Raw genomic sequence first — 22683 nt, 5'->3', positions numbered from 1 at the left:
TTCGAGGGCTATAGGAAGAGTCGAATTCCTATCTATCGTAATGCCACGAGAAGTCAAAACATGAAAAGGCCGAAAAGTTTTCTGAAAAACACTGTACATTCTTTCGGTTTCTTGTTTCATTTATATAACAATAGTGAAAGTTGTTATTTTATGGAGGTTTTATATGTCGGATAAAGTGCCATTTTCATTTATAGTAGTTATTGGTTTAATGTTATTTGCTCTATTCTTCGGGGCAGGAAATTTAATTTTCCCACCAATGCTTGGTCAATCAGCAGGAATAAATATTTGGTCAGCTAATGCCGGATTTTTAGTAACCGGAGTTGGTTTACCGTTACTTGGTGTGTTAGCATTTGGTTTTTCGGGGAAAGATGATGTACAGTCACTAGCGAGTCGCGTACACCCTGTGTTTGCTCTTGTGTTTACAACCGTACTTTATTTAGCGATTGGTCCTTTATTTTCCATACCAAGAGCAGGAACCGTTTCTTTTGAGATAGGCGTCAAACCTTTTTTGGCGGAAGATCTAGACCACATACCTTTATTTATTTTCACCATCATCTTTTTTAGCATCACATGCTTTTTCTCACTAAATCCTGTTAAAACTATCAATATTATCGGAAAATTCCTAACGCCTATTAAGTTAACATTTATTGGAATTCTTGTAGTGATGGCTTTTATTCATCCGATTGGGGATTTCCAGGCACCTACGAAGAACTATAAAATTCACTCATTTTTCAAGGGATTTCAGGAAGGTTATTTAACAATGGATGCTCTTGCAGCTTTTGTTTTTGGAATTATTATTATTAATGCTATTAAAGAAAAAGGCGCAAAAACAAAAAAACACATTATGACTATTTGTGCAAAAGCAACAGGAATTGCTGCGATTATCCTAATAACCATTTATACGGCTCTTTCTTACATGGGTGCTTCAAGTGTAGAAAAACTTGGACACTTAGATAACGGAGGTACTGTTTTGGTAAAAGTCTCGAATTATTATTTTGGAGCTTACGGTGGAATATTATTAGGATTAATGATTACTGTAGCTTGTTTAACAACTAGTGTAGGACTTGTTGCTTCTTGTTCTTCATTCTTTCATAAACTATTTCCAAAGGTACCTTATAAAATACTTGCTATTAGTCTATGTGGTTTTAGTGCAATCGTTGCTAACATTGGGTTAACGCAGTTAATTGCTATTTCTATACCTCTATTGACAGCTATTTATCCATTAGCTATTGTATTGATATTCTTAACTTTTTTTCATCCTTTATTTAAAGGAAAAACTGAAGTTTATCAAGGGAGCTTACTTTTGACATTTATTATTAGTCTATTTGATGGATTAAATACGGGTGGTATTCACATTTCATCTATTAATAGTTTCTTTATTAGAGTTCTCCCTATGTACAAATTAGGACTAGGGTGGATTATTCCAGCTATTATTGGGGGATTAATAGGTTTTAGCATAGTACAAGTAAAAATCCTTCTTAATTACAGGTCATCTAGACTGAATAAATAATAAATATTCTGATGTAAAGGTTATATCCATTTGAAAATAGGAGAAAATCATCAAATGAGTGCTTATGTTTGAACATTTTATAAAGACTGTGATATGTTCTACATATACATACTATATATGCAGTAAGAAATGAGGTATTTACATATGAAAAAAGCTGAATTAATCGATGCAGTTGCAACAAAATCAGAACTAACGAAACAAGATACTAAAAAAGCTGTAGATGCATTGTTTGAAAAGATTTCTAATACACTTGCTAATGAAGAAAAAATTCAATTGATTGGATTCGGCACATTTGAAGTACGTGAACGTGCAGCTCGTACCGGGCGTAATCCCCAAACTGGTGAAGAAATGACGATTCCAGCTTCAAAAGTTCCTGCGTTCAAACCCGGAAAAGAATTAAAAGAAGCTCTTAAATAAGTATAGGATGAATACTTTTCAGAAAGCCTCAAGGTTATTCCTTGGAGCTTTCTTTCATTTTTGACATTAAAATAAGCAAAGTTAAACTTGAAAGCTTACTTCGTTGATCCTGACGCTCCATAATCTTTAATCATTAATTTCACATCGTAGTTAATCGGAACTCCACTAAATGTTTGATCCCAATTCTCTTTAACCCTCATCCATACTCTAGGATGCCTAATTCTCAATCGATTTCCGAAACCCGCAACATCGACTTGATATTCTTTTTGCATTTTTTCTAGTACGTTTCTTACCAGATGCTTTACTTTTTTTTCTGAAGTTTTTTGTGCGTTCTGCAAAAATTGATTGTTAAAAGTGCCCCCTGAGGTCATCCAACTTTCAGATAGCCTTCCCACTGATTCAATGTGTACATCAAAAGAGATATTATTTCCTTTCACATGGGGTTGAATGTGACTTTTCATAGACTCTATTTCATATACGATCAGCTGACCGGTATTTTTATCAAAGCTTTTCACTAGCCCGCCTTTCCCTTTTCCTGTGATCCAAGTCAGACCATCCAGTTCTTCCTCATTCAAAAAACCAATCATTTTGTTTGTTTTTCCTTTAATTATACCTGCACCCGCAAATTTGATTTCTCCATTTGCTGATACTACATTTTGCAACAGAAAACTAGACCGTGATTGGATCTGGCTCTCTAGTTTAATAAGCGACATAGGAGGTAAAATTCTCGTTGTTCGATAGGCATTTTCCACCATTGCAGACAAACGAAATGCTGGGATCATTCCTGCTGTTTTTGATTCGAGTGTGTCGCTTGCTATCCCTTTACTAATAAACATCAGACAACTTGGTCTAAAATCATTGTCACGAAGACTTTGATCCACTAATTGTTCCAAACTATACGATCGTGCAAGGGCCTCACCGATAACCATCACTTTCATATGGGGACTAGTTAAAGGAGTATCACTTCTTAAAGATAATTCACGAAGCATTTGAAAAGCAGAATCTCCTGTTTCAGACACATTCACATAAGATTTCTGTTGAGGACCTCCTTGTTTAGTGGTTGAACTTGCCACTTGTGGGGTGATAAGTTGATAGGTTGACGTAATTAGGTTCTTTCTCGCATATCCCCCTCCTTGTTCATCAAATTCTTTTTCAATCATGGACTCCTTCCCCTTATCAAGCGCCACACCTACCCCTAAACTTCTTTCTTCAATTTCATGACTACTCCAGCAGCCCGCCAGAGGAGCGAGCAAAAAAACTGAAAGTAAAACCAATAAGAACTGTACGTGATTAGAGGTTTGTTTCATACTTTCTCCCCTTTACTTTTGAAATGATGAGAAGAAGCAACGGCAAAAAGCCAAATAAAACCAAGGCAGCGTTGCCAACCATATCCCCTACTTTAAATACATCATTGATGTTTTTGGGGATCATGGAAATAAGATAAATAACGGGAAGCACGCCATACATAAATGGATGAATGTTCTTTTGGAAAAGTTGAGATAGTCCTAATGAAGCAGCGTAATGGTTAACAGTAAAAGAAGTAAACATTTGCATAATCCATACCACCAGCAACAAGGAATCAAAGCGTTCAAATATTAACCCAGTTAATTCATAACTTCTTATTAAATCAAGCGTAGGCCACGTTCTCGTAACCACTCCATCCACTGAGAACGCTCCGATCACCATTACAACAGTAATCACATAAATAAATAAAGGAATAGTAATTCCAACTAGTACAGCTTTTCCTGCTTTGTGTGGTTCTTTCATAAACGCTAAAATGATTAACATGATTTCAGGACCCGTGAATGCAAGAGCAGTTGTTTTTATGCCTTTTAGCACCGGTGTGACACCTGAACCTAATACTGGGCGCAGATTGTCTACTTCAAATATTTTGATACTCATAAAGGCAACAAGTAAAAAAAGAATAACCGTAATAGGTAATATAATCTCAAATAGACGAGCAATTGGATTTATCCCTCCTCTGATTAGGTAGAGACTTGCCCACATAAAGGGCATAATAATAGCCCATTTAGGGGTTCCTTCCAGCAATAGATATCCTGTTACTTCTGCCAATGAACGAGCATGAAACCCACCAAGTACTAAAAAATAACCTATTATGAAGAAACTAAATAACTTGCCCATCCATTTCCCTACAATTTCTTGGCTGTATTGATAAAAGGTTTTTTCAGGGAAGTGTTGACTTAATTTCACCATAATTACTCCTGCTATCATGGCAATTATTCCGCCTAAAATAACACTTAACCAAACATCTGGTGTTTTTACTTGTTCCGCAACTGTTCGGGGCAAGGTAAGAATTCCTGTTCCAAGTATAAAATTGATAACAACCACAGTTGCTTGAGGTGTCGTAATACGATCGTTTGAATTGATCATTACCCACAGTTCACTTCCTTTCATCATAAGCTACCCTTTTCGTAAGGCTGTTTCAATTGGGATTCTGCTGAAGAATCAGTCATCAATGATGACAAAATATGTTTATCAATAAGATCTTTATCTGATAGTCCTTCAACTAAGACAATGATGCTCGAATGCCGGTACGTCCTATAATAAACTCCCTAAAATGAACGTCAGAGTTATGACCAATTTCTTTTCTAACTTCCTTTACATTTGAATTGAAATCACGTGTAAATGGATTAGCTAAATTTTTAGATACAGATTCTTGTTTGTTTTCATTTTCATCACTCTTCCTCTGAAGTACGAGTCCAATTAAACAATCTGGAGATTATATATGGGATGAAAAATGCCATTAACGCTTGCACAAAAACTTGCCACTCTGGAAGATAGGAAACCATTGATTTCCACATACTAATCACCCTATTTATCTTTATATTAAGGAGGGTCTAGACACAAACACCCTTAAAATATCGTTATTTACTCCATGGGAAATTCTTTTATTTACCAGGTAGTATTATTCTTCTCTTTATTTCTTATGCAAAGGGAAGTTAATCTGATTTGAATATAGGAGAAATTTATGAAAAGAAGCCTTTGCTCATGTTGAGCAAAGGCTTCTTTTGACGAGTTTCTTCTATATTATATTGTTTTTATTAAGATACAGATTTTAATTTCTCTGTTAAATGTAAAAAAGCTTCTTTATCTTTATTCTTTAAGGAATGATCAATTTCCTCGAGGATTTTACTTCTTTTGAAGTCATTCATCATTTCGTCCAAAAACAATTCAGCCAACATTTCATCACGTAAATTTGGATCAACTCGCTCCATTCCGTTAAGTACATTATTTTCCATAAAACGTCAACCCCTTTATCTTTTCTCTTTTGCAAACAGTATTCCCTTTTGCCGTTTTTTTATGCAAGGTTGATAGATGAAGTGAGATATAGAGTAATATGCATGATTACGTTCCTATATTCCTTTTAGATATTTTTCATATTTCTTCAATTAGAAAAAAAAAGATATGACCACATAATTAATAACTAATTGATTAATGAGAAATAATGGTGATTAACAATTAATTTTATTTATTAGAGAAAGGATAAAAATTAGCTTTTAAAGATTAATGTTTTATTAATTACACTTATTTACGGAAAATAGAGACTTTTGCCTTTTATCATATACCAATCTATCTTCTACTTTCCTTTTAGAAAATCGATTTATTCCTTCTAACTTCAACATAAAATTCAAAAACACTTAATGTTTATATATTTTTAGTGAAATATTTTCAACTTTAAATACATAATCATTGTATTTTATACAAAGAAGTAAATGTATAAACTAACTTATAAAAATAATAGTTTTATTATTTACTCAAAATGACGACAAATATGGAGTTTTTCTACAATGTGTGTAATAGTTAAATCTACTTTTATTAAAATACGTTAACTATTACTCTTATTGATAACATTAAATTATATTTATCTAAAATAATATTGTGTCTTTCATTTTTTATCATTTACAATAGAACTTTATCTCTTATATGTATAAATAGAAAAACATTATATTTGTCGTCATAAAGAGTAAATAGTGAAACCTAAACGATATAATAAATACTTTACTATTTACTTACCTAATTAAGAAACATAGACAAGGTTATTTGTACCAAAAAATAATTACAATATTTATTTTTAAAGGCATATGTATATGAATCTACAAATCTGGCCAAACTAATAACGTATTCCCCCTATTCCAATAAATTTGAAAATCCTTTGCTTATATGAGCAAAGGGTTCTTTTTTTATGTAGATATTTCTCAAGGTGCAAACCCTTGAAAACTAACAGCAAGATAGATACCAAACGAAAGAGCACATAAGGAAACAAAATGTAATGTTAAGAAAGGGATTTTCTGTTTACCTTTGATAAAGAAAGAATAAATAAACCCGAGGATTGTAACTATAGTTAAAATAGGGACAGTAACCTTAATTAAGGTACCAAAAACGCTTGTTGTAACAACTGATAAAAGAAACAAACCAATTATAGCTACATACAAGATTATTGAAGTAACTAAAGAGGCTATTGACACCTTTAAAGCATTTTTAAAGAATTTCTCCATCTAGTTTCCTCCTAATAAATTTTATAGAAAAAAAAGAAGCAAGCATGCTGCACTCGCTTCTTTTAAGTTTCACCAAAATTCATTGCAAAAAATAGCATACCTAACATAATAAGTAGTGGAATTACAACAAAAGAGGTCAAACTAAAATATTTCATTAAACCTTTTTCATGTTTTCCAAAAGCTATTACTCCACATAAAAAGCCCATAAGGTAAATGACAATTCCTATATAAAGAATATTTGAGCTATATATTGGTGTGAAATATTGTCCTACCCCAATAACAATTCCAAGCAACGATAACCACAGTGAATATTGACTAAAACGTGTTTTCAATTTGGTCCCCCAAAAACTAAATATATGGTTAATGATACCATTTATTTATCTGTCAGTTAACATAAAACGAATTTTCTCCGTTTCTAGTCCCTAAAATTCAATATTTATCTACTACTGCTCCTACACTAGCTGCTTTAACATATGGCTTATTTCGCAAGGAAAGTAGTTCTTCTTTTGTTCCTGTAACAACTACGCCTATAATCAATCCATTTTCCTGTCTATTTTTTAGGTTTTTCGCTTCTCCTGGATCTGTTTTTTTGAGCTCATTCAAAAAGTCTGCTTCTGTTTTAACTTTAGTGGTCGTTAGTTTTGCTCCTAGTTGTGGGGATGGTTTAGAAATACCTAATAACCATCGGCCATTTTCTGGCTCACCTCTGTAACCAGTAGATTTTGCATAATTATCTACCCAATACCACGTTTGGTGAGCAGATGTAGGCAGCATCTTTTGTACTTCTTTTAATGTGTAATTTTTATTAAAAGATATGGCCATCTCCATGTATTTGTCATTTGGATAATCTTTAATCATTCCAAAGTCATTAGCATACATCTTATATTTGTATTTTGGTACGTAAAATAGCATCTCACGTTGCCCATTAGGAATATGATAAACTGTCGTGTCATTGACAATTGTACTACTCGTGGAAAATGATGCATTCAAGTTGCCAAGTAAATCATACGTTATATCTTCTGCACCCCAAGGTATCACTTTGTCTTCAATTACTTTAAATACTTCACTTTTAATAGTCCCCTTTAAAACTCCAATTGAAATGGTATCAGTGTTAGTGTATGTGTTTGGTGACATCATCACCTGATTTTCAGTAATTATCCGATCAGCAATCTTGTCTCCTTTTGAGGCAATAAAATAATTATTTCCTTTGACAAATAAAACAATAACAAAGCTAACTACGAGTGCGGAGATAAAAACTGTTCGTAAAATTGCTCTATACTTTGCTTTTTTAAGCGTTCTATGTAAAGACTTTTCATCAAAAATAGAATCTAACTCATCATTCGTTTTCTTCATTACATTCTCTCCTATACATCTCTTTAAATGTTTTTCTAGCACGAGCTAAATACGTTTTCACAACTTCAGGTTTCATATCTACATATTCCGCAATTTGTTTATAAGACCACTCTAGCTCGTACTTTAAAAGAAGTAGTTGCTTAAAGGTGGGAGACACCTTTTGGAGTATGCTTCTTACTAGAAGCTGATTTTCTTGTACAATCATCATCTCTTCAATTAATCGTTCATTGGTAATAAGGTAATCTTCTACTATCACGTACTGAGATTTTTTGTTCTTTCGACAGTAATCGTAATATAAGTTTATAGCTACTTTAAAAAGCCATGATTTATATTTATCGGTATCAATCGATTCAAGATGAAGAAGTAGTTTACAAACAGCTTCTTGGACAATATCTTTAGCTGTTTCTTGATTTGCACCTTGTTTGATTAAGTATAAATAAAGTTGATTCATGACATTCTTTAATTGATCGTTTGATAACCGATTTTTCAAGTGTTTTTCCTCCTTCCTGTCTTATAACGTATTAACAACGAAAAAGTATACAATGATTTCATATTTTTCTATAAAAAAGAAAAAAGTAGTTGCTTTTTAAGCAATTACTTTCTCAAAAAAAATCAATCCAGTTAACATAAAACTTATTATAAGAACCAAAAGCCCTTAGAATTAATGATTCTAAGGGCTTTTGATATATGTGAGTTTGAAAACCAAGAATGTTTAAATATCTATTTGTATAATCACTTATCCTTCTTTAGTTATTGATTTCTGTTTTAAAATTGCTTGATTTCTTATAAATACAATAATGCTTAAAATAAGAACTACTAAAGGGATTAGAGCCATTAATCCTTGTCCCGCATTAAAAAGAGTGAATATCGCACCTATCATGATTAGCCCTAATCCTCCAGAAGCAGCTACTGCAAGTTTTGGCTTCCAATAACCAATAAATAGTCCAAGTGCACCCAAGACTTCAAGAATACCAATAGTATACATAAATCCTAGCGAAAAATTGTAGACCTTTGTAAATTCCTGTACCACCGTATTATTACCTGTTAATTTCATAATTCCAGATAATAAAAAGTCAATAACTAATAGTCCCTGGATAATTCTTGTAAACCACTTCATAACAAACACCTCCTATAATATTCTTTGTTAAAGTTTCTTTGAAAATATATGCTAGATGATTTGTATGTATGTTGCAGACGTTTTTTATTTAAATAAGGAAGGAAGGGACAGATTCAATTAGTCCCTTCCCATCAATTTAATCCATTTCTCTAGAAAAAATGATTTCAAAATATGCGGCAGTACCATACGAAGCAGTGCCAGGAGCGAATATTTGAACTAATTCCCATCCATCCTTTGCAGCCTCATGAATAATCTCGTGATAATCCTCTTTAGGATCACGCGAGAAGGATTTTAGTTCAATTTTTTCAAAACGATATTCTTTCATATTCTAGACCCCCTTTTCTAATAACTACGGTTAAAATTGGAAAAAGTTTCAAAGGATGATGAATTTGACTCCTTTTAATTGGAGGATAACCGTGAAGTACAGGGAAGCACAGGCTGAGTTTCAAAAAGTATTTGACCATCAACAAACAGTTAGTGTTCCAAAGTTAAAGCCGTTGTTCGAGTCATTAAATATATCCGTAAAGAAACCATTAGGAGATTCGAATAAAGAAATATCGTACTTAAAAGGTGAAATATCTAAGTTGAAGAAGAAAAATAAGCTATTAAGGGAGGGGAAGGGGACCTTTTGATAATAAGTATGAGGAAAAAATTTCAATACAAGAGACTGTTAGAAGACAAAAGGTTTCGACAAACCCTTTGTTATAAGTTGGTGATTGTAATGTATATTAAACCCACTATAATATATAAAACTATGAAACTTACAAGACATCCAAATGATCGTTTATTCTTAGTTCGTCTATTCATTATGTTACTCCTTGTGCTATGTACTAAATATTACATTATATACGAATATATGGAATAGTTGCAAGAAAACTAAAAGATTGTCTTATTAGTCTATTAATATAAAATATTCAAATTGTACGCTGTGAAAAAATATTATTGCGGTAGCTCATTTAGAAAAGAACTAATTAAATCGCTAAAGCCAAAAAAAAGGCTGTTGAGGGAGAGATAACAATGGAAATCATGGTTGGTCAAAATTATAAAATCACATCGGATGCACTTAACATCATCTTAAATAAAAAGTATCTCAAAAAGGATAAGCAAGGCAATGTAACAACGGAAGGGGGTTTCAAACAAATCGGTTATTACACCACTCTTGATGGAGCTTTTAACGCTCTCATAGAGAAAGAAATCAAGAGGAGTGATGCAATTAGTCTAGATGAGTTGAAAAAACATGTAGAAAGCATAAAAGAAGGTATCTTTGAGGGTTTGAAGTCGGTGAAGGTTGAAAGTGCGGTAAATGTGTAAAAGGCGGTCTTATTGCTCACAGTTTAATGGGAGATCCTAACGCTTCGATTCCAACACCACAGTCACACTTGTGACTTATAACGACTTAGCTTTCGGTTGCTCTCATGTAGGGATAAATAAAAAAGACGCTCTGCCAGGAGCATCTGTGTGATAAAAAAGAATTTGTTACAAGGTAGTCTCATTATACACTACCACTTGTGAAATTGAACTAGGAATCTCTTCCCAGTAAACCTAATGCAAAAGACTTAGCCACATCCTTTAACACGTTTGTTTCTTTTTTCTTCTCCATATTCTTCCCTTCTATAATCTATAGGAATTAACTGTATGAAAGCTCCATGCACACTGTCTATATTAGTATATCCTTCAAAAAATTAGTGTATATTATATACACTCTTATTTAACATAATCACAGTTACAGGAACCAAAAATCCCTTTAAATAAACAAAAATATTTTCTTCTAATGTAAAAATATATAGTTTTTATTTGTTAAACAAATGAAGGGGAGTGGTTGAATGAAAAAGGAAAATAACTATATATAAGAGAATGTATGTCAGTGGAAAGAAAATAGATTTATGACATTTTCAACAAGGCATCTTTACATAATTTTGATTTTTCTTGTGAATAGATCGGGAATTTTTTATAAAGGGGATGGAAATCATGTTTCACGCGAAGGATGTTTTAGCCGATCAGCTGTTAGCAAATGCTAATGACCCTAGCTGGTACCAGCCATTTTCAGCTTCAATTGAAAACTTGTCAGAAGAAGAAGCTTTTTGGAAGCCTAACAAGGATAGTAATAGTATAGCTGAGGTTGTGCAACATCTACTTTACTGGAATGAAACATGGCAAACTAGGTATCAAAAGTCTCATGTCAATGCAGTACCTTCTATAGGAAATAATAATAAAAGCTTTATAATTGCCGAAAATCAAACATTTGATCATTTAAAAGATCGACTATTAGAAGTACTGTTACAATGGCAAGAGTTATTAACTGAGGAAAAAGTCGAAAGAGATGTAAATGGTTTTTCTGCACATGTGAAGTGGTGGGAGGTACTTGGAAATTTAACTACTCATAACGCATATCACATTGGTCAAATCATTTATATTCGGAAACTACAAAAAAGTTGGAAAGAAAATAGTGGTGAAGAGGATTAATCGAAGTCGATAATTGATGTCTCTGAATGAAATGGAGCATAAAGTTCTCCTTTCTTATGTAGAACGTATTATTTAGCAAAAGCTCGAAATGTTAATAAATCAACGATGTATAAATGATAAATTTAGGCGAGCCCTTATGCATCAAGGGCTCGTTTGCTTGCTTAGTTCCGTAAAGAGACATTATGTTATGTTTACATAATGTCTCTTTACGGAACCCAAGTCCTAGAGTAATTAACCTAGTTCTTTTTCTTGCTGTTTTAGTACCTTACTTTCGAATTCTAATTGCCTCATTCTTCTTTGAAGTTCTAAATTATTCAATTCTTTCTCTAACTCTGAAGATAACTTGATTCTTTGCTTAGCATTCTCCATTAATTCTCTAGTAATTGTTAGTCTTTTTTCGTTTTTATCAAATTGATCTTTTAGATTCATATTAACAGCCCCTTCCCCATGACTTGCTATGTTCGACACTAAAGGACAAAAAATCTTTAAAACAGATGGATATTAGCCGCCTACTAAGCATAGGAGTTCTGATGTGAAAAATTCTCCTTTGTCTACACTTAAAGTAAATAGTAAAATTAATGATTTTACTATTTACTTTATCATTTACTTAACATAACGACTGTTCTCGGAAATAATACACGAAAAGGCTCTTTATGGAAAAATAAATAAGTACCTTGATAAAACAGGGGTGCTTTTACGTATTTATTTCTTCTTTACCATAAAGTAGTTCTTTCTTTAACGTGTCAAAGTCTCTTTTAGCTACTTTTTCAATCCTATCAAATAATTCATCACCTTTGATTAATCCTTTTTCTTCTAGTATTTCTTCTAACGCTTTAAATCTTACTCTAGATAAAACAACCTCATCTACGGCATTAACCATCAACTTCTGATCTTTTGTAAGTTCTTTTTCTTTGGCTGGTTCTTGTTGTAACTTAATTCTAAATACGACTTTTGTGTCATCGGATATCTCTGCTGCTTGATAAAAAGTACTGTGTGAAATATTTTTCATTTTAAGTTTCTCATTTGTATCAACAATAGTAAGTTCAAAATCGGGGCTCTCGAAAAATAAGTCATATAAGTTATAATCTTTTTTTCCTATAACCGAAAATGCAAAACCAATCCTTTTTAGCTGCTCACCTGTAGTGGAATGTGTAATTGTTTTTTCTTCGAAATTTTCAATGTTAAATTCAACATTATTGATAATTAATTGTTTCAATTCAACCACCTCTTTATCTATATTAATACGACGAGTCTTAAAAGATTCCCTGTTTTCTCAAAATAAAAAAGGAAACTGATGGATCAGTATCCTTAAAAGATTATTTAATTAAATCTTCCTACCGTTGGTTTTCGATATTCTCTAATTGAGAAATAAGTCAATGTCTCTAATCTCCCAGACACTTTTGTAGTTCTTTTACTGGTTAATATTTCTTTAAATTCAAACCAACCTTCATGGCTTGAAATTTCTTGTTTTAAAACGTCCTCATTCTCCATCTTAATAATATCAGATTTAGAGCTACCACCTATAAAAAAATCACCTGCTTTTCGTAAGTGCTTGCCACTGATGACACGTCATGGAATCAAAAAGCTCTAAACCTTATAGTGTTGCTTATTTCTTAAATCAGTATTTCTATCAAAATAAAAAGCACCCCAATTAATAGATGCCTATCTTTATTATTCTTATTTTTCTTCTGTAACCATAAACTGTACCACATTATTTAAATTGATGTGCACTAGCTCTTTTTCATTCGAAATGAATCTTTCATATTTTGTTATATGACTGATGACTTCTTTCTTTGATGTGGCTTCAAATTTTAATTCCTTTGTCCTGCCATTTATAAATTCAAAAATAACTTTAAATTTAAGCATAGGTGTAGCACCTCTTTATCTACTTATTATTCTTGTTTCATTAATTCTTCTTCAAAGAAAAAAGTACTTGGATATTTATTGACCGTATAAGAGTATCTTTTCATGTTTTTTACATAATGACTTTTTAAGATTGTCACTAATTCATTCGATACTCTTATGTTTACTATTTCTCCATTAGTAAATAGTTTTACGCTCATAGCCCTCATCCTCTCTCGTATCAGAAATAATAAAATTTATCTTAAGACATAATTAAAATCTCCTAAGATTCTTTATTTTTACCCAGTTCTTTTGCCTGATATTTTTTTAGTTCTCCACAATCATAAGGATTAACAATTAAAGTTGCCGTGTGATTCTTATAATGGAGCTGAGAAAGGCTTACATCAATTCGTATAGGTTTTCTGGTATATGTGTTAAAAAAGTAAGCAACCTTTCTTCGGTAGTTGGTTCACGAAGGGATAGTTGTATTTTGACACCTTACGGTGTGATAAACCTCAATACCTAATAATGAAGTACATAGTCATAAAACAGTAAGGGATTATTTTCTATACTTTTTTTCACGCCATACTGTTTCTTTTCTGCCTCTACTTCTCTTATGCTCCGTTTTTGCCTTTTCATTACGAAGTGGTGCCACTTCAGTTAATTGGACAGGAGCCATATTGGATTCTTTTGTTAAGAGCTTTAAAGTGGCTGACAATAAAGTAACAGAATCCACTTCTTCTAATAACTTTTCCGCCACATGTTTATATTCCCCGAACTCTTTCTTGTCGATGGTGTTCAAAACGCGGTGTATAATTGCTTCCTGATTTCCTGCCATTACTTCACTAGAAGTAGGAGGTGATTGTCTAGACATTCTTGTTTTTGTGACATCTTCAATCACTTTTAAGTGATTACGTTCTCTCGAGGTTATAAATGTAACCGCCAATCCCTTAGTACCTGCCCGTCCTGTTCGACCAATACGATGAACATAGCTTTCAGGATCCTGAGGAATATCAAAGTTATAGACATGACTAACACCTGTAATATCAAGTCCTCTTGCTGCAACGTCGGTTGCGACCATAATCTCAATCGTATGCTCCTTGAATTGACGAATCACATCGGCACGTTTTGATTGGGTAAGGTCTCCATGAATGCCTTCTGCTGCATACCCACGTTTTTTTAGCCCTTCGGCAAGTTCATCCACACGTTTTTTTGTTCGTCCAAACACAATAGCAAGATCTGGTGCTTGAAGATCTACAAGATTACAAAGAACATCAAACTTTCGATTCTCTGGAATTTCCACATAACGTTGCTCAATATTCTTTACTGTTAACTCCTTCGCTTTTACTCTCACGAGTTCAGGATTGTTCATAAATTTCTGCGCCAAACCTTGTACTTGCTTGGACATGGTTGCTGAAAATAGTAAGGTTTGATGGGGAGAAGAAATCCCACCAAGGATTGTTTGGATATCTTCAATAAAGCCCATATTTAACATCTCATCTGCTTCATCCAGAACAGCAGTACGAATATGATTTAAACGAATCGTCCTTCTTTTCATATGGTCCATAAGACGTCCAGGGGTTGCCGAGATAATATGCGGTCTGTTCTTAAGGGCCTTGATTTGACGATTAATGTCCTGCCCCCCATAAATGGGTAACGTTTTAACTCCTTTTACCTGCCCAATTCGATTTAATTCCTCAGCTACTTGAATCGCCAGTTCACGCGTCGGCGCTAGAACGATTCCCTGAATCGCTTCTTCATCAAGCTCAACTCGCTCAATAAGGGGTATACCAAAAGCTGTTGTCTTTCCAGTCCCTGTTTGAGCTTGTCCAATTAGATCTTTACCCGTCATAGCTATTGGAATAGCTTCAGCCTGAATTGGCGTAGCCTCTTCAAAACCCAAGTTATGAATGGCCTTTTCAATGTCCTTACTTAAGTGAAAATCAGAAAAATTTTTCAACTGTTTCGTGCTCCTTCTTTTACTCAAATTCAAGAACGAGCAAAGCACTCTTCAAAAAGAGCTGTTGCTTTTTCATCCCTGCGTATTAATAAATCAATGTTACTATCAACGAACATCTTGTTCTAACGTATCCGTACAAGGCGAATTCATGCCTTATTTTATCCACGCCTAAGTGTATTTATAATTTCTTATAGTACCTATAAAAAGTGGTTTAATTTAGAAAGATAGGGGTCCTGATATTTCTTTTTTAAAAGGTATACTATTTAGGAGGAGGGATGATGTAGTTAAGTATTATAACCATAGGAAGAAAAATCAAGAGCCCTTACCTAAAGAACGAACAGAAATTTGGGAATGTCAATCAGAAGAGTGTAATGGTTAGATGAGAAAAAAATTTCTCTTATCAAAATCATCAAAAGTGTCCTTTGTGTGTCCATAAAATGAGAGCTCGAGAACGGTTTTTAGATGAGTCCCCTAATCCCCATCAAAAATAATTCATACCCCACATTTTTGTGTGAATTACCAAAAACTTCTGATTTTTTTAACTACAATTAAACTTCTTAACAAATTGGTATACCTTATTTTCTTTATGTTTCCAGTGTATGTTTTAACTAGTCTAAACCTTGTACCGTTCGTTTTTCTATTATGCCGAGATTTTAAAAGTAGATAGGGATCCTTTATCAGAGTTCGTTCTCCAATTTTTAAACTTATTTTCCAAGTAATCCTTTTAAAAATCACGTCTTCTTAAGTTATTGAACAAAAACCTGTTTTTTTTAGCTAGTGGAATCAAAAGTAAAAAAAGACTCCCAGGTGGAGTCTTTTTTACTCATTTTGATTATGCTACTTTATGAACGTTAGCAGCTTGTGCTCCACGTTGCCCTTGTTCGATATCAAACGTTACTTTTTGACCTTCGTCTAATGATTTAAAGCCTTCACTTTGAATAGAGCTGAAATGTACGAATACATCGTCTCCGCCTTCAACTTCTATAAAACCGAACCCTTTGTCCGCATTAAACCATTTCACTGTACCTTGTTCCATAATATTGCCTCCTGGTGTGGAATATTCCACACTTGTATTACTACCCTTGTCCAAACATACTATCTTAAGATGAAAATTTCTATGGAAGAGATTTCTCTTCTCTTAATCCTACACCGAACAAAAATAATTAACTTAATTGTAACATATAAAACCGAATATAGCAAATACAGGAAAAATGGCCCTTTCAAGTGTGGAAATTCTATTGTAAAAAGATTAATTTAAGATCTACTAGTAGTACATAAATTCAATTGACTTTCACCATTTGTGCACCTATGTAGATTACATACAAAAGAGTAAGCGTATTAAGAAACCTGATGTTTTGTGTAGATGAAATTTTTTATAAAATTGATATCTTGGGTATAATACCGGGTATATACGTGATAGAGGGGGAGGATTATTTGAGACTGAAGGATGGAGATTTTTATACAGATAGTAGAAACGATAAGGTATAAAGGTTAAATGAAGATGACAAGGGCAGCTGGTATGTGAGTACATATGAAGATGAAGGTAATGATAAACTGTCTAGAACATCGGGGCGTGAGATGATGAAATTGTTAAAGAGTTTTTATACCAAAATGAACGACAGTTGAACATTCATAGCTCTGAAAAACTACCATCCTTAGTCATCATAGGGGAGGTAGTTTTTTGTTCGCATTATATTTAAAAAGTAGTGGCTCAAAGTCTGTTGGAAAGGTACACATTTATGAGCACTTTTAAATAGTTGTAACTAAAATAATGCTAATACTTTAATGAAAATGAATTTTTCTTCACACCCTTTTCCTTTCATTAAGAAAATACATACACACATGTATGACAGTTGTCATACTAGTTACTTGACGTTTATATCTTTCATTACCAGGTACTATGCTCTACTATAAAGACAAAGAAGAGCTGAATATTAAACACGGTAAAGATGTAAGGAGGAACACATGAGTAAACAAAAAACGACTGAATTAAGAAAAAATGTAGCACCTTTTGAAAAATCCAATACGAAATCGAGTATAAAGCAATTGATAAACACATTCCTTCCTTTTTTACTACTTTGGTTTCTAGCTTATAAAAGTTTATCCGTTTCTTATTGGCTAACACTGCCAATAGCTATTTTTACAGCTGGGTTCGTCGTCCGAATCTTCATTATTTTCCATGATTGTTGTCATCAATCATTTTTCAAAAGCCGAAAAGCGAATAATATCCTTGGTACAATCAGTGGGGTTATCACCATGTTTCCTTATGAACAGTGGAAACGAAGCCATTCCATTCATCATGCTACGAGTAGCAACTTAGATAAACGAGGAACTGGTGATGTGTGGGTCATGACAGTTGATGAGTATGTTGCAGCTTCCTACTGGGGCCGGTTAGCATACCGAGTTTACCGCAATCCAATTGTTATGTTTGGATTAGGTCCGATTTATCTTTTCTTCGTTTCTAACCGATTGAATCGAAAAGACGCGAAACGAAGGGAACGTTTGAACACATATTTAACCAATTTCTCAATTGTTGCGGTGTATGCACTTTTATGTTGGGGTATTGGTTGGCAAGCTTTTCTGCTCGTTCAAGCTCCTATCCTTTTTGTAGCAGGATCACTTGGAATTTGGCTATTTTACGTACAGCATCAATTTGAGGATTCCTACTTTGAAAACGAAAAGGAGTGGGATTACGTGAAGGCTGCGGTTGATGGTAGCTCCTATTACAAGCTCCCTAAAGTTTTACAATGGGTAACAGGTAATATTGGTTTCCATCATGTACATCATTTGGCTCCAAGAGTTCCCAACTATAATTTAGAAAAGGCGCATGAGTCTACGCCACCATTACAGAAAGCAACAACCATTACACTAAGCACAAGCTTGAAGTCTCTTCGTTTTCGACTTTTAGATCAAAAAAATAAACGTTTTGTAAGCTTCAAAGAAATTAAGCATCTACTAGACAATAAAAAATCGCGTGTGAATTTGAATAACAAAAGACCAAACCTCGATAAAAATTGAATATCCATACGATAAAATCATTCAATTTTAATAAAAAAATACCTGGATTAGCTGAACTATAACCCGAATAAGGGTCACTACATAAAAAGTGTCCCTTATTCGGGCTTTTTCACTTGAGCACTTTGTCAGATTTTCTTACTATTAAATCATTTCTTTTCGTCTTTTAGTATCATCACTCATGAAGTTCTGGTTTTTGTACCAAGAGTGGAGGAGATAGTTGGAAAAATAACGAGATATTGGTATTATAACTATTGTTTTTGCAAAAGACCCTGAAGGGAATCTTATCGAAATTCAAAATTGGAGAAAATAAATAGGATATACTTATTTTGTACGGGAACCATTGTAAATAGTGAAGTTGTTTTATTACCTAAAATTGCCTAGATAAGGTATAGTTAAAGCGATCCAATACAAAAGAAAGAAGTGCTAACATGCGTAAGCATACAAAATCATTTGAAGATCTAGTAAAAGAGAATAAAGAAGAATTGCTTAAAGATAAACAAGCAATTGAAAAACTTGAAAAACTTATAGAAAAACGCCATGAAAATATAAAGCTAGCTTAACACAGCTAGCTTTATTTGTAGTTTATAGAGCTAGTTAACATAAAGCGAATTCTCAAAATTAAAGAATTAATTAAAATGACTTTTACTACCTTGGGAACAATCTAATTATCTTAAAAAACTAATTATGTAGCCATTATTTTAAATGTTAAAATAATGAAAATTACCTTTTTAGATAAGGAAAGATCGGAGGCCAAAATTTAATGAATAATTTGCACTTTCTAGGAGAAAAAATCGGAGAAAAAAAGTATGAAATTGCGCATAAAGTACATACAAATAGAATGGTAGACCTTAAACAAACAAGAAATTACAATCTTACAAATGAAAAAATTATTGAAATGAGAGCAAACTTCATCAACTATTTTGGAGAAGCTATTATGTTAAAACACGATCAAAAAATAATTTTTGATCAAATAGTAAAATGGGGAAAAGAGTCAGGAGAATTGGCATCAAATCTAGGTATTTCTCTGAGCGAGGCTTTAGAAGATACGACCTATTACCGAAAATTCATATGGGAAGTACTTAAAGAAGAAATAAAAAAGCACAACATGTCAATAGACATGGTATTTGAATTAAGCTCAATTATTGACCCTTTATTAGATAAAGCTGTTTATGCTTTTAGTTTGACTTATGTTAAATTCCATCATGAAACATTAAAAAAAGCAAAGAGTGCCTTCCTTGAATTATCTGTACCTATGGTCCCTATCACAAAAGGAATTGCCATACTCCCTCTAATTGGAGAGGTAGATACGGAAAGAGCTACTCTCTTACTAGACGAAACGTTGAAGAAAGCAAATGAATTGAAATTATCTCATCTTCTATTTGATCTCTCTGGTGTTATGATTGTGGACACTATGGTTGCCCATCAAATTTTTAAAATCATTGAGGCATTAGATTTACTTGGGGTAAAAACAATGTTAATTGGTATCCGCCCTGAAGTTGCTCAGACCATGATACAACTTGGAATTGATTTTAGTAAAATAACTGTAAAATCAAACCTCGAACAAGCACTTCTTAGTTTAAATTTAACTATAGATACTTTAGAATAAATATTCTCACCTAATAGTGTATGAATTGAATTCTATTTATCTTCAAAAAACTACTTAACATAAGACTATTTCTAGGCACAAAAAGCCTTATATCTTACTATAAGGCTTTTCTGAATACTGATTTATTTTTTCAAAAACAATTCTAATTTCATAAATTCATTTTCATTTCTGTGTGTAGAGTAAACTTCCCTAGTCCTCCTACATCTGGTAGAGTTCTAGATATTCTTTTAATGTTTGCTGTAACGTCCCTTTTGTTTCTGCCCTTTCTTCAAAGGAGATTCCTGAGTGAATCATTGTCCGCACCAGGTCCGCACGTAAACCTGTAAGAATAGCCTTACATCCCATCATTGAAATTCCAGTTAATATCTTTTGAAAATGATCAATGACATGCATCTCCATGTTAGCAATTCCAGAAAGATCTATAATTAATGTTTGAATCTTTAAATCTGATATGCCTGTCAGTACTTTCTCCTCAATCGTTTGGATACGATATGTATCCACCATTCCTGTCAACGGTAATACAGCTACAGATTGGCTAAGGGGTATAATAGGCACCGATAGATGTTCCACTAAGTCCCTCTGGGAGGCAATTAATTCATCTTTATATTTGGAATAACTAATTAGAAAAGTGTTAAGAAATTGATCAATCTTATCATTAATACGCTTCTCTAAGGCATAAAATTCTTCACGGCTATTAAAATGGTTATTTATTCGATCATATTGATAGATAAAATGCCACAATGTTCGCCTAATGGCCTGTACCCATTCTAGTTTGAAGGCAAGAGTTAAGGCGTGCTTCGCCCAGGCTACGCCTTCTTGCTGAGCGAAAGTAATGAGTTGTTCCTCTTTTTGCTCCACGACATATAGAGATAACTTTTGAGCATTTTTTAAAAGATCAATATTTCCAGTTTCTAAAATGTCATTAATCTTAGAGGCAACGTTAACCGCCTCTGATAAAAGTTTATCCTGAAAATTCTGTTTGTTGTCTCTAATAAAATCAGTCATTTTCTCTCTCTGATTATAAATAATATCCATTTTAAATCCCCCTTATTTTTTTGATTATAGTTAGCTTTAAATAATCAATATCCCAAAGTGAAATGTCATTTTTTCATTGTCTATAAAGAAAAGTCTTCCTTGTACTATCCCCAATAGATATGGCTTTGGATAAGAAATGCTAATACTTTTATAACCAATTGGTAAATCTTGAACATGCCCATGGTAGTGACACTTCTTTCACCATGATAAAGGGTCAATGGAGGTTATTTTCACTGGCTGATATCCATTCAGATAGTTCATCAAAAATGTTCTGCACTTGTTCTTTATTTAACGTGTTAACATTCTCCCATGCATTAGAAATATAAACCTCTAGATGATCAGGATAGGAAATGGATTCAGTAATAAGGGATTTATAAAATAAAGGATTACCGCCTTTATCTACTTCACCCTTACATCTATAGTTTTCAAACGTCCAACCCCCTTCTGTTTTTTTAAAATGATAAAGGTCCTTAAGTCCCCACCGAGGGCTGTAAATTCGCATTTTGAATCTAGATGCACTACTCAATTTCAGATACCTCCTACCTCCTTAAAAATATCATTTTTAAATGAGACTCTTTTTATTTTTACCCTCAAAACATGTATTTTACATCCATCTTTTTTACCATATATATTGAAAATTGCTAACTATGTTGCATCCGTCATATAGCACCTATCCTCAATATAACATTACATTTTTTTGTTTTTTTACAAATTTATTTCATTTTTGAAATCTTTATTTCAATTATTGGAGGTAATAACTTATAAATATACCCTATGTTAAAATGGATTAAACTTTAATTAGTAAAAATTTTTTAAATAGTGAGAAAGGGGTTTTGGTGATAGATGACAATAATTAAAATCAAAGAAATGTTAGAAACTTTATTACGGTATGAAGATAGTGAAATCACTCATGCCTTTTGTAGTGGAAATAATACCTTTTCTCTCAATTATTCTAAAGAACTACAGACTTTTCAATTGAAGAATGTTGAAACGGGCCACATTGAACATTTTCCGGATATGGAAACTACATCTTTAGCTTGGTATAGAATAATAAGTATTGTGGAAGAAGAAGTCACTGATTAATAATCCACTTTTAAAGTTAACATAAAACGTGTTATCGGTCGTGAAAAATAAGCAGTCCTCTTATTAAGGACTGCTTATTTTTCTTATAGGTCTTTGTATAGTTCTCCTGATTTAGAAGGAACAAAAACAATCGGATAGTCTATACCTAATTGTTTTTTTACTTGTCCAAAGAGCTGTAGACCTTTTTTGTTATATTCAGTTTCCATTTCTATTCCATTTTCCCTTAAAGAATCGGTATCAAAATCAATCCAGTTTCCATAATCATCAATCCACTCTTCAAGCTCACCTTTAAGGTTTTCAGACAAAGGAAATTCTTCAAGATCAAGGTTTTCTCCACAATCATTACACCAGATGGGATCTGCGGAGAAATCAGCTTCTAATTTATATGTATTATGTTTGCATTTTTCCTTATTAAATAAGTTTGTAAAGAACATAATTTGATTCATCAATGTCTAATATTCTTCCCTGATTTTTTCTAACTAAATTGAAGCATATATCTTTAAAATGTTTCTCATCTATTTCATTCGGTTTATTATCTATTGAACTATGAAAACCGGTTACTCCATTAGGAAGGTTCATTAAATAACTCCTTTAAGGACGCTTAGTTACGTATATTTTATATGTATAAAGTATTTAATTCTCCCTTTTAAAGCTCACGATTCATACTCCTTTTCTTCATCAATCCATCTATCTTCAGTCAATAGCCCACACTTAGGGCATTTATATTTCGGATCTATTTGAGTTGTTATTTCCTCAACATTA

General features: G+C 32.9%; 26 protein-coding genes and 1 pseudogene. 10 read left to right on the top strand and 17 right to left on the bottom strand.

All coding sequences use genetic code 11. The features are described from left to right. Positions 1–163 precede the first annotated feature (163 nt). Positions 164–1510 (top strand): branched-chain amino acid transport system II carrier protein, encoded by a 1347-nt coding sequence (brnQ, locus tag MKY06_RS28820; protein WP_098278674.1) that lies wholly within the window; start codon positions 164–166, stop codon positions 1508–1510. Positions 1511–1654: 144 nt separating this feature from the next. After that, complete coding sequence (locus tag MKY06_RS28815) at positions 1655–1927, top strand: HU family DNA-binding protein (protein WP_029325297.1); 273 nt, start codon at positions 1655–1657, stop codon at positions 1925–1927. Positions 1928–2022: 95 nt separating this feature from the next. On the opposite strand, the gene MKY06_RS28810 is transcribed toward MKY06_RS28815, so the two are convergent. From MKY06_RS28810 to MKY06_RS28770, 9 genes are all read right to left on the bottom strand, one after another. After that, entirely contained in the window at positions 2023–3234 is a 1212-nt protein-coding gene (locus MKY06_RS28810) for a Ger(x)C family spore germination protein (protein WP_098602905.1), read from the bottom strand. Further along, a complete protein-coding gene (locus MKY06_RS28805; RefSeq protein ID WP_029325295.1) occupies positions 3218–4345 on the bottom strand; it encodes a spore germination protein in 1128 nt (375 codons plus the stop codon). Before MKY06_RS28805 ends, MKY06_RS28810 begins: the two co-directional genes overlap by 17 nt. A gap of 644 nt (positions 4346–4989) precedes the next feature. Next, the gene (locus MKY06_RS28800) at positions 4990–5187 is read right to left on the bottom strand and encodes an IDEAL domain-containing protein (protein WP_029325294.1); all 198 of its coding nucleotides are present in this window, start codon (positions 5185–5187) and stop codon (positions 4990–4992) included. A gap of 957 nt (positions 5188–6144) precedes the next feature. Next, the gene (locus tag MKY06_RS28795; protein WP_098278671.1) at positions 6145–6444 is read right to left on the bottom strand and encodes a hypothetical protein; all 300 of its coding nucleotides are present in this window, start codon (positions 6442–6444) and stop codon (positions 6145–6147) included. A 62-nt stretch (positions 6445–6506) separates the two neighbouring features. After that, positions 6507–6776 (bottom strand): hypothetical protein, encoded by a 270-nt coding sequence (locus MKY06_RS28790; protein ID WP_098278670.1) that lies wholly within the window; start codon positions 6774–6776, stop codon positions 6507–6509. A 97-nt stretch (positions 6777–6873) separates the two neighbouring features. Further along, entirely contained in the window at positions 6874–7797 is a 924-nt protein-coding gene (locus MKY06_RS28785) for an anti sigma factor C-terminal domain-containing protein (protein ID WP_098278669.1), read from the bottom strand. Continuing rightward, a complete protein-coding gene (locus MKY06_RS28780) occupies positions 7781–8287 on the bottom strand; it encodes an RNA polymerase sigma factor (RefSeq protein WP_098278668.1) in 507 nt (168 codons plus the stop codon). The genes MKY06_RS28785 and MKY06_RS28780 overlap by 17 nt, the downstream gene beginning before the upstream one ends. Before the next feature lie 246 nt (positions 8288–8533). Beyond that, positions 8534–8914, bottom strand: a complete 381-nt coding sequence (locus tag MKY06_RS28775) for a DoxX family protein (protein WP_098278667.1) — start codon at positions 8912–8914, stop codon at positions 8534–8536. Between the two features lie 136 nt (positions 8915–9050). Then, a complete protein-coding gene (locus MKY06_RS28770; protein ID WP_053488349.1) occupies positions 9051–9239 on the bottom strand; it encodes a DUF4177 domain-containing protein in 189 nt (62 codons plus the stop codon). A gap of 91 nt (positions 9240–9330) precedes the next feature. On the opposite strand from MKY06_RS28770, the gene MKY06_RS28765 reads away from it, so the two are divergent. The 3 genes from MKY06_RS28765 (at position 9331) to MKY06_RS28755 (ending at position 11377) form a co-directional block, all read left to right on the top strand. Continuing rightward, positions 9331–9546 (top strand): hypothetical protein, encoded by a 216-nt coding sequence (locus MKY06_RS28765; RefSeq protein WP_053488350.1) that lies wholly within the window; start codon positions 9331–9333, stop codon positions 9544–9546. A 385-nt stretch (positions 9547–9931) separates the two neighbouring features. Then, positions 9932–10225, top strand: a complete 294-nt coding sequence (locus MKY06_RS28760; RefSeq protein WP_053488351.1) for a hypothetical protein — start codon at positions 9932–9934, stop codon at positions 10223–10225. 657 nt (positions 10226–10882) lie between these two features. After that, entirely contained in the window at positions 10883–11377 is a 495-nt protein-coding gene (locus tag MKY06_RS28755; RefSeq protein ID WP_053488352.1) for a DinB family protein, read from the top strand. Positions 11378–11608: 231 nt separating this feature from the next. Here MKY06_RS28755 and MKY06_RS28750 read toward each other — a convergent pair whose 3' ends face one another. The 4 genes from MKY06_RS28750 to MKY06_RS28735 form a co-directional block, all read right to left on the bottom strand. Further along, complete coding sequence (locus MKY06_RS28750) at positions 11609–11806, bottom strand: hypothetical protein (protein ID WP_053488353.1); 198 nt, start codon at positions 11804–11806, stop codon at positions 11609–11611. Between the two features lie 265 nt (positions 11807–12071). Beyond that, positions 12072–12602, bottom strand: a complete 531-nt coding sequence (locus MKY06_RS28745; RefSeq protein WP_223269028.1) for a hypothetical protein — start codon at positions 12600–12602, stop codon at positions 12072–12074. Positions 12603–13054: 452 nt separating this feature from the next. Next, positions 13055–13243, bottom strand: a complete 189-nt coding sequence (locus MKY06_RS28740; RefSeq protein WP_053488355.1) for a hypothetical protein — start codon at positions 13241–13243, stop codon at positions 13055–13057. A 535-nt stretch (positions 13244–13778) separates the two neighbouring features. Beyond that, a complete protein-coding gene (locus MKY06_RS28735) occupies positions 13779–15179 on the bottom strand; it encodes a DEAD/DEAH box helicase (RefSeq protein ID WP_053488356.1) in 1401 nt (466 codons plus the stop codon). Positions 15180–15435: 256 nt separating this feature from the next. Here MKY06_RS28735 and MKY06_RS28730 point away from each other — a divergent pair. After that, a pseudogene (locus MKY06_RS28730) lies at positions 15436–15670 on the top strand (cold-inducible protein YdjO-related protein). 341 nt (positions 15671–16011) lie between these two features. Here MKY06_RS28730 and MKY06_RS28725 read toward each other — a convergent pair. Further along, positions 16012–16215, bottom strand: coding sequence for a cold-shock protein (locus tag MKY06_RS28725; RefSeq protein ID WP_053488357.1), 204 nt, complete (start codon positions 16213–16215; stop codon positions 16012–16014). A gap of 929 nt (positions 16216–17144) precedes the next feature. Here MKY06_RS28725 and MKY06_RS28720 point away from each other — a divergent pair. The 3 genes from MKY06_RS28720 (at position 17145) to MKY06_RS28710 (ending at position 19803) form a co-directional block, all read left to right on the top strand. Further along, positions 17145–18197, top strand: a complete 1053-nt coding sequence (locus MKY06_RS28720) for a fatty acid desaturase (protein WP_098278664.1) — start codon at positions 17145–17147, stop codon at positions 18195–18197. Positions 18198–18625: 428 nt separating this feature from the next. Continuing rightward, positions 18626–18757, top strand: coding sequence for an FbpB family small basic protein (locus MKY06_RS28715; RefSeq protein WP_074684494.1), 132 nt, complete (start codon positions 18626–18628; stop codon positions 18755–18757). Positions 18758–18957: 200 nt separating this feature from the next. Next, the gene (locus MKY06_RS28710) at positions 18958–19803 is read left to right on the top strand and encodes an STAS domain-containing protein (protein ID WP_098278662.1); all 846 of its coding nucleotides are present in this window, start codon (positions 18958–18960) and stop codon (positions 19801–19803) included. A gap of 198 nt (positions 19804–20001) precedes the next feature. Here MKY06_RS28710 and MKY06_RS28705 read toward each other — a convergent pair whose 3' ends face one another. Together MKY06_RS28705 and MKY06_RS28700 are read right to left on the bottom strand one after the other, a co-directional pair. Next, positions 20002–20838 (bottom strand): STAS domain-containing protein, encoded by an 837-nt coding sequence (locus MKY06_RS28705; protein WP_098197827.1) that lies wholly within the window; start codon positions 20836–20838, stop codon positions 20002–20004. Positions 20839–21052: 214 nt separating this feature from the next. Then, entirely contained in the window at positions 21053–21364 is a 312-nt protein-coding gene (locus MKY06_RS28700) for a hypothetical protein (RefSeq protein ID WP_041816897.1), read from the bottom strand. A gap of 317 nt (positions 21365–21681) precedes the next feature. On the opposite strand from MKY06_RS28700, the gene MKY06_RS28695 reads away from it, so the two are divergent. Continuing rightward, on the top strand, positions 21682–21921 hold the full coding sequence (locus tag MKY06_RS28695) for a hypothetical protein (protein ID WP_098278661.1): 240 nt from the start codon (positions 21682–21684) through the stop codon (positions 21919–21921). An 83-nt stretch (positions 21922–22004) separates the two neighbouring features. Here MKY06_RS28695 and MKY06_RS28690 read toward each other — a convergent pair whose 3' ends face one another. Continuing rightward, the gene (locus MKY06_RS28690; protein ID WP_223269032.1) at positions 22005–22367 is read right to left on the bottom strand and encodes a hypothetical protein; all 363 of its coding nucleotides are present in this window, start codon (positions 22365–22367) and stop codon (positions 22005–22007) included. Between the last annotated feature and the right edge of the window lie 316 nt (positions 22368–22683).

The sequence above is a fragment of the Priestia sp. FSL P4-0332 genome (assembly GCF_038005845.1).
GTDB lineage: Bacteria > Bacillota > Bacilli > Bacillales > Bacillaceae_H > Priestia.
This window is presented reverse-complemented; position numbering and strand designations above follow the sequence as displayed.

What these genes read in the sequence shown, in the direction of transcription:
- MKY06_RS28710 (WP_098278662.1), top strand. Translation starts at nt 18,958, where the DNA reads ATGAATAATTTGCACTTTCTAGGAGAAAAAATCGGAGAAAAAAAGTAT.
- MKY06_RS28815 (WP_029325297.1), top strand. Translation starts at nt 1,655, where the DNA reads ATGAAAAAAGCTGAATTAATCGATGCAGTTGCAACAAAATCAGAACTA.
- MKY06_RS28720 (WP_098278664.1), top strand. Translation starts at nt 17,145, where the DNA reads ATGAGTAAACAAAAAACGACTGAATTAAGAAAAAATGTAGCACCTTTT.
- MKY06_RS28690 (WP_223269032.1), bottom strand. Translation starts at nt 22,367, where the DNA reads ATGAATCAAATTATGTTCTTTACAAACTTATTTAATAAGGAAAAATGC.
- MKY06_RS28705 (WP_098197827.1), bottom strand. Translation starts at nt 20,838, where the DNA reads ATGGATATTATTTATAATCAGAGAGAGAAAATGACTGATTTTATTAGA.
- MKY06_RS28715 (WP_074684494.1), top strand. Translation starts at nt 18,626, where the DNA reads ATGCGTAAGCATACAAAATCATTTGAAGATCTAGTAAAAGAGAATAAA.
- MKY06_RS28695 (WP_098278661.1), top strand. Translation starts at nt 21,682, where the DNA reads ATGACAATAATTAAAATCAAAGAAATGTTAGAAACTTTATTACGGTAT.
- MKY06_RS28805 (WP_029325295.1), bottom strand. Translation starts at nt 4,345, where the DNA reads ATGATGAAAGGAAGTGAACTGTGGGTAATGATCAATTCAAACGATCGT.
- MKY06_RS28760 (WP_053488351.1), top strand. Translation starts at nt 9,932, where the DNA reads ATGGAAATCATGGTTGGTCAAAATTATAAAATCACATCGGATGCACTT.
- MKY06_RS28810 (WP_098602905.1), bottom strand. Translation starts at nt 3,234, where the DNA reads ATGAAACAAACCTCTAATCACGTACAGTTCTTATTGGTTTTACTTTCA.
- MKY06_RS28725 (WP_053488357.1), bottom strand. Translation starts at nt 16,215, where the DNA reads ATGGAACAAGGTACAGTGAAATGGTTTAATGCGGACAAAGGGTTCGGT.
- MKY06_RS28800 (WP_029325294.1), bottom strand. Translation starts at nt 5,187, where the DNA reads ATGGAAAATAATGTACTTAACGGAATGGAGCGAGTTGATCCAAATTTA.
- MKY06_RS28795 (WP_098278671.1), bottom strand. Translation starts at nt 6,444, where the DNA reads ATGGAGAAATTCTTTAAAAATGCTTTAAAGGTGTCAATAGCCTCTTTA.
- MKY06_RS28770 (WP_053488349.1), bottom strand. Translation starts at nt 9,239, where the DNA reads ATGAAAGAATATCGTTTTGAAAAAATTGAACTAAAATCCTTCTCGCGT.
- MKY06_RS28775 (WP_098278667.1), bottom strand. Translation starts at nt 8,914, where the DNA reads ATGAAGTGGTTTACAAGAATTATCCAGGGACTATTAGTTATTGACTTT.
- MKY06_RS28785 (WP_098278669.1), bottom strand. Translation starts at nt 7,797, where the DNA reads ATGAAGAAAACGAATGATGAGTTAGATTCTATTTTTGATGAAAAGTCT.
- MKY06_RS28755 (WP_053488352.1), top strand. Translation starts at nt 10,883, where the DNA reads ATGTTTCACGCGAAGGATGTTTTAGCCGATCAGCTGTTAGCAAATGCT.
- brnQ (WP_098278674.1), top strand. Translation starts at nt 164, where the DNA reads ATGTCGGATAAAGTGCCATTTTCATTTATAGTAGTTATTGGTTTAATG.
- MKY06_RS28740 (WP_053488355.1), bottom strand. Translation starts at nt 13,243, where the DNA reads ATGCTTAAATTTAAAGTTATTTTTGAATTTATAAATGGCAGGACAAAG.
- MKY06_RS28750 (WP_053488353.1), bottom strand. Translation starts at nt 11,806, where the DNA reads ATGAATCTAAAAGATCAATTTGATAAAAACGAAAAAAGACTAACAATT.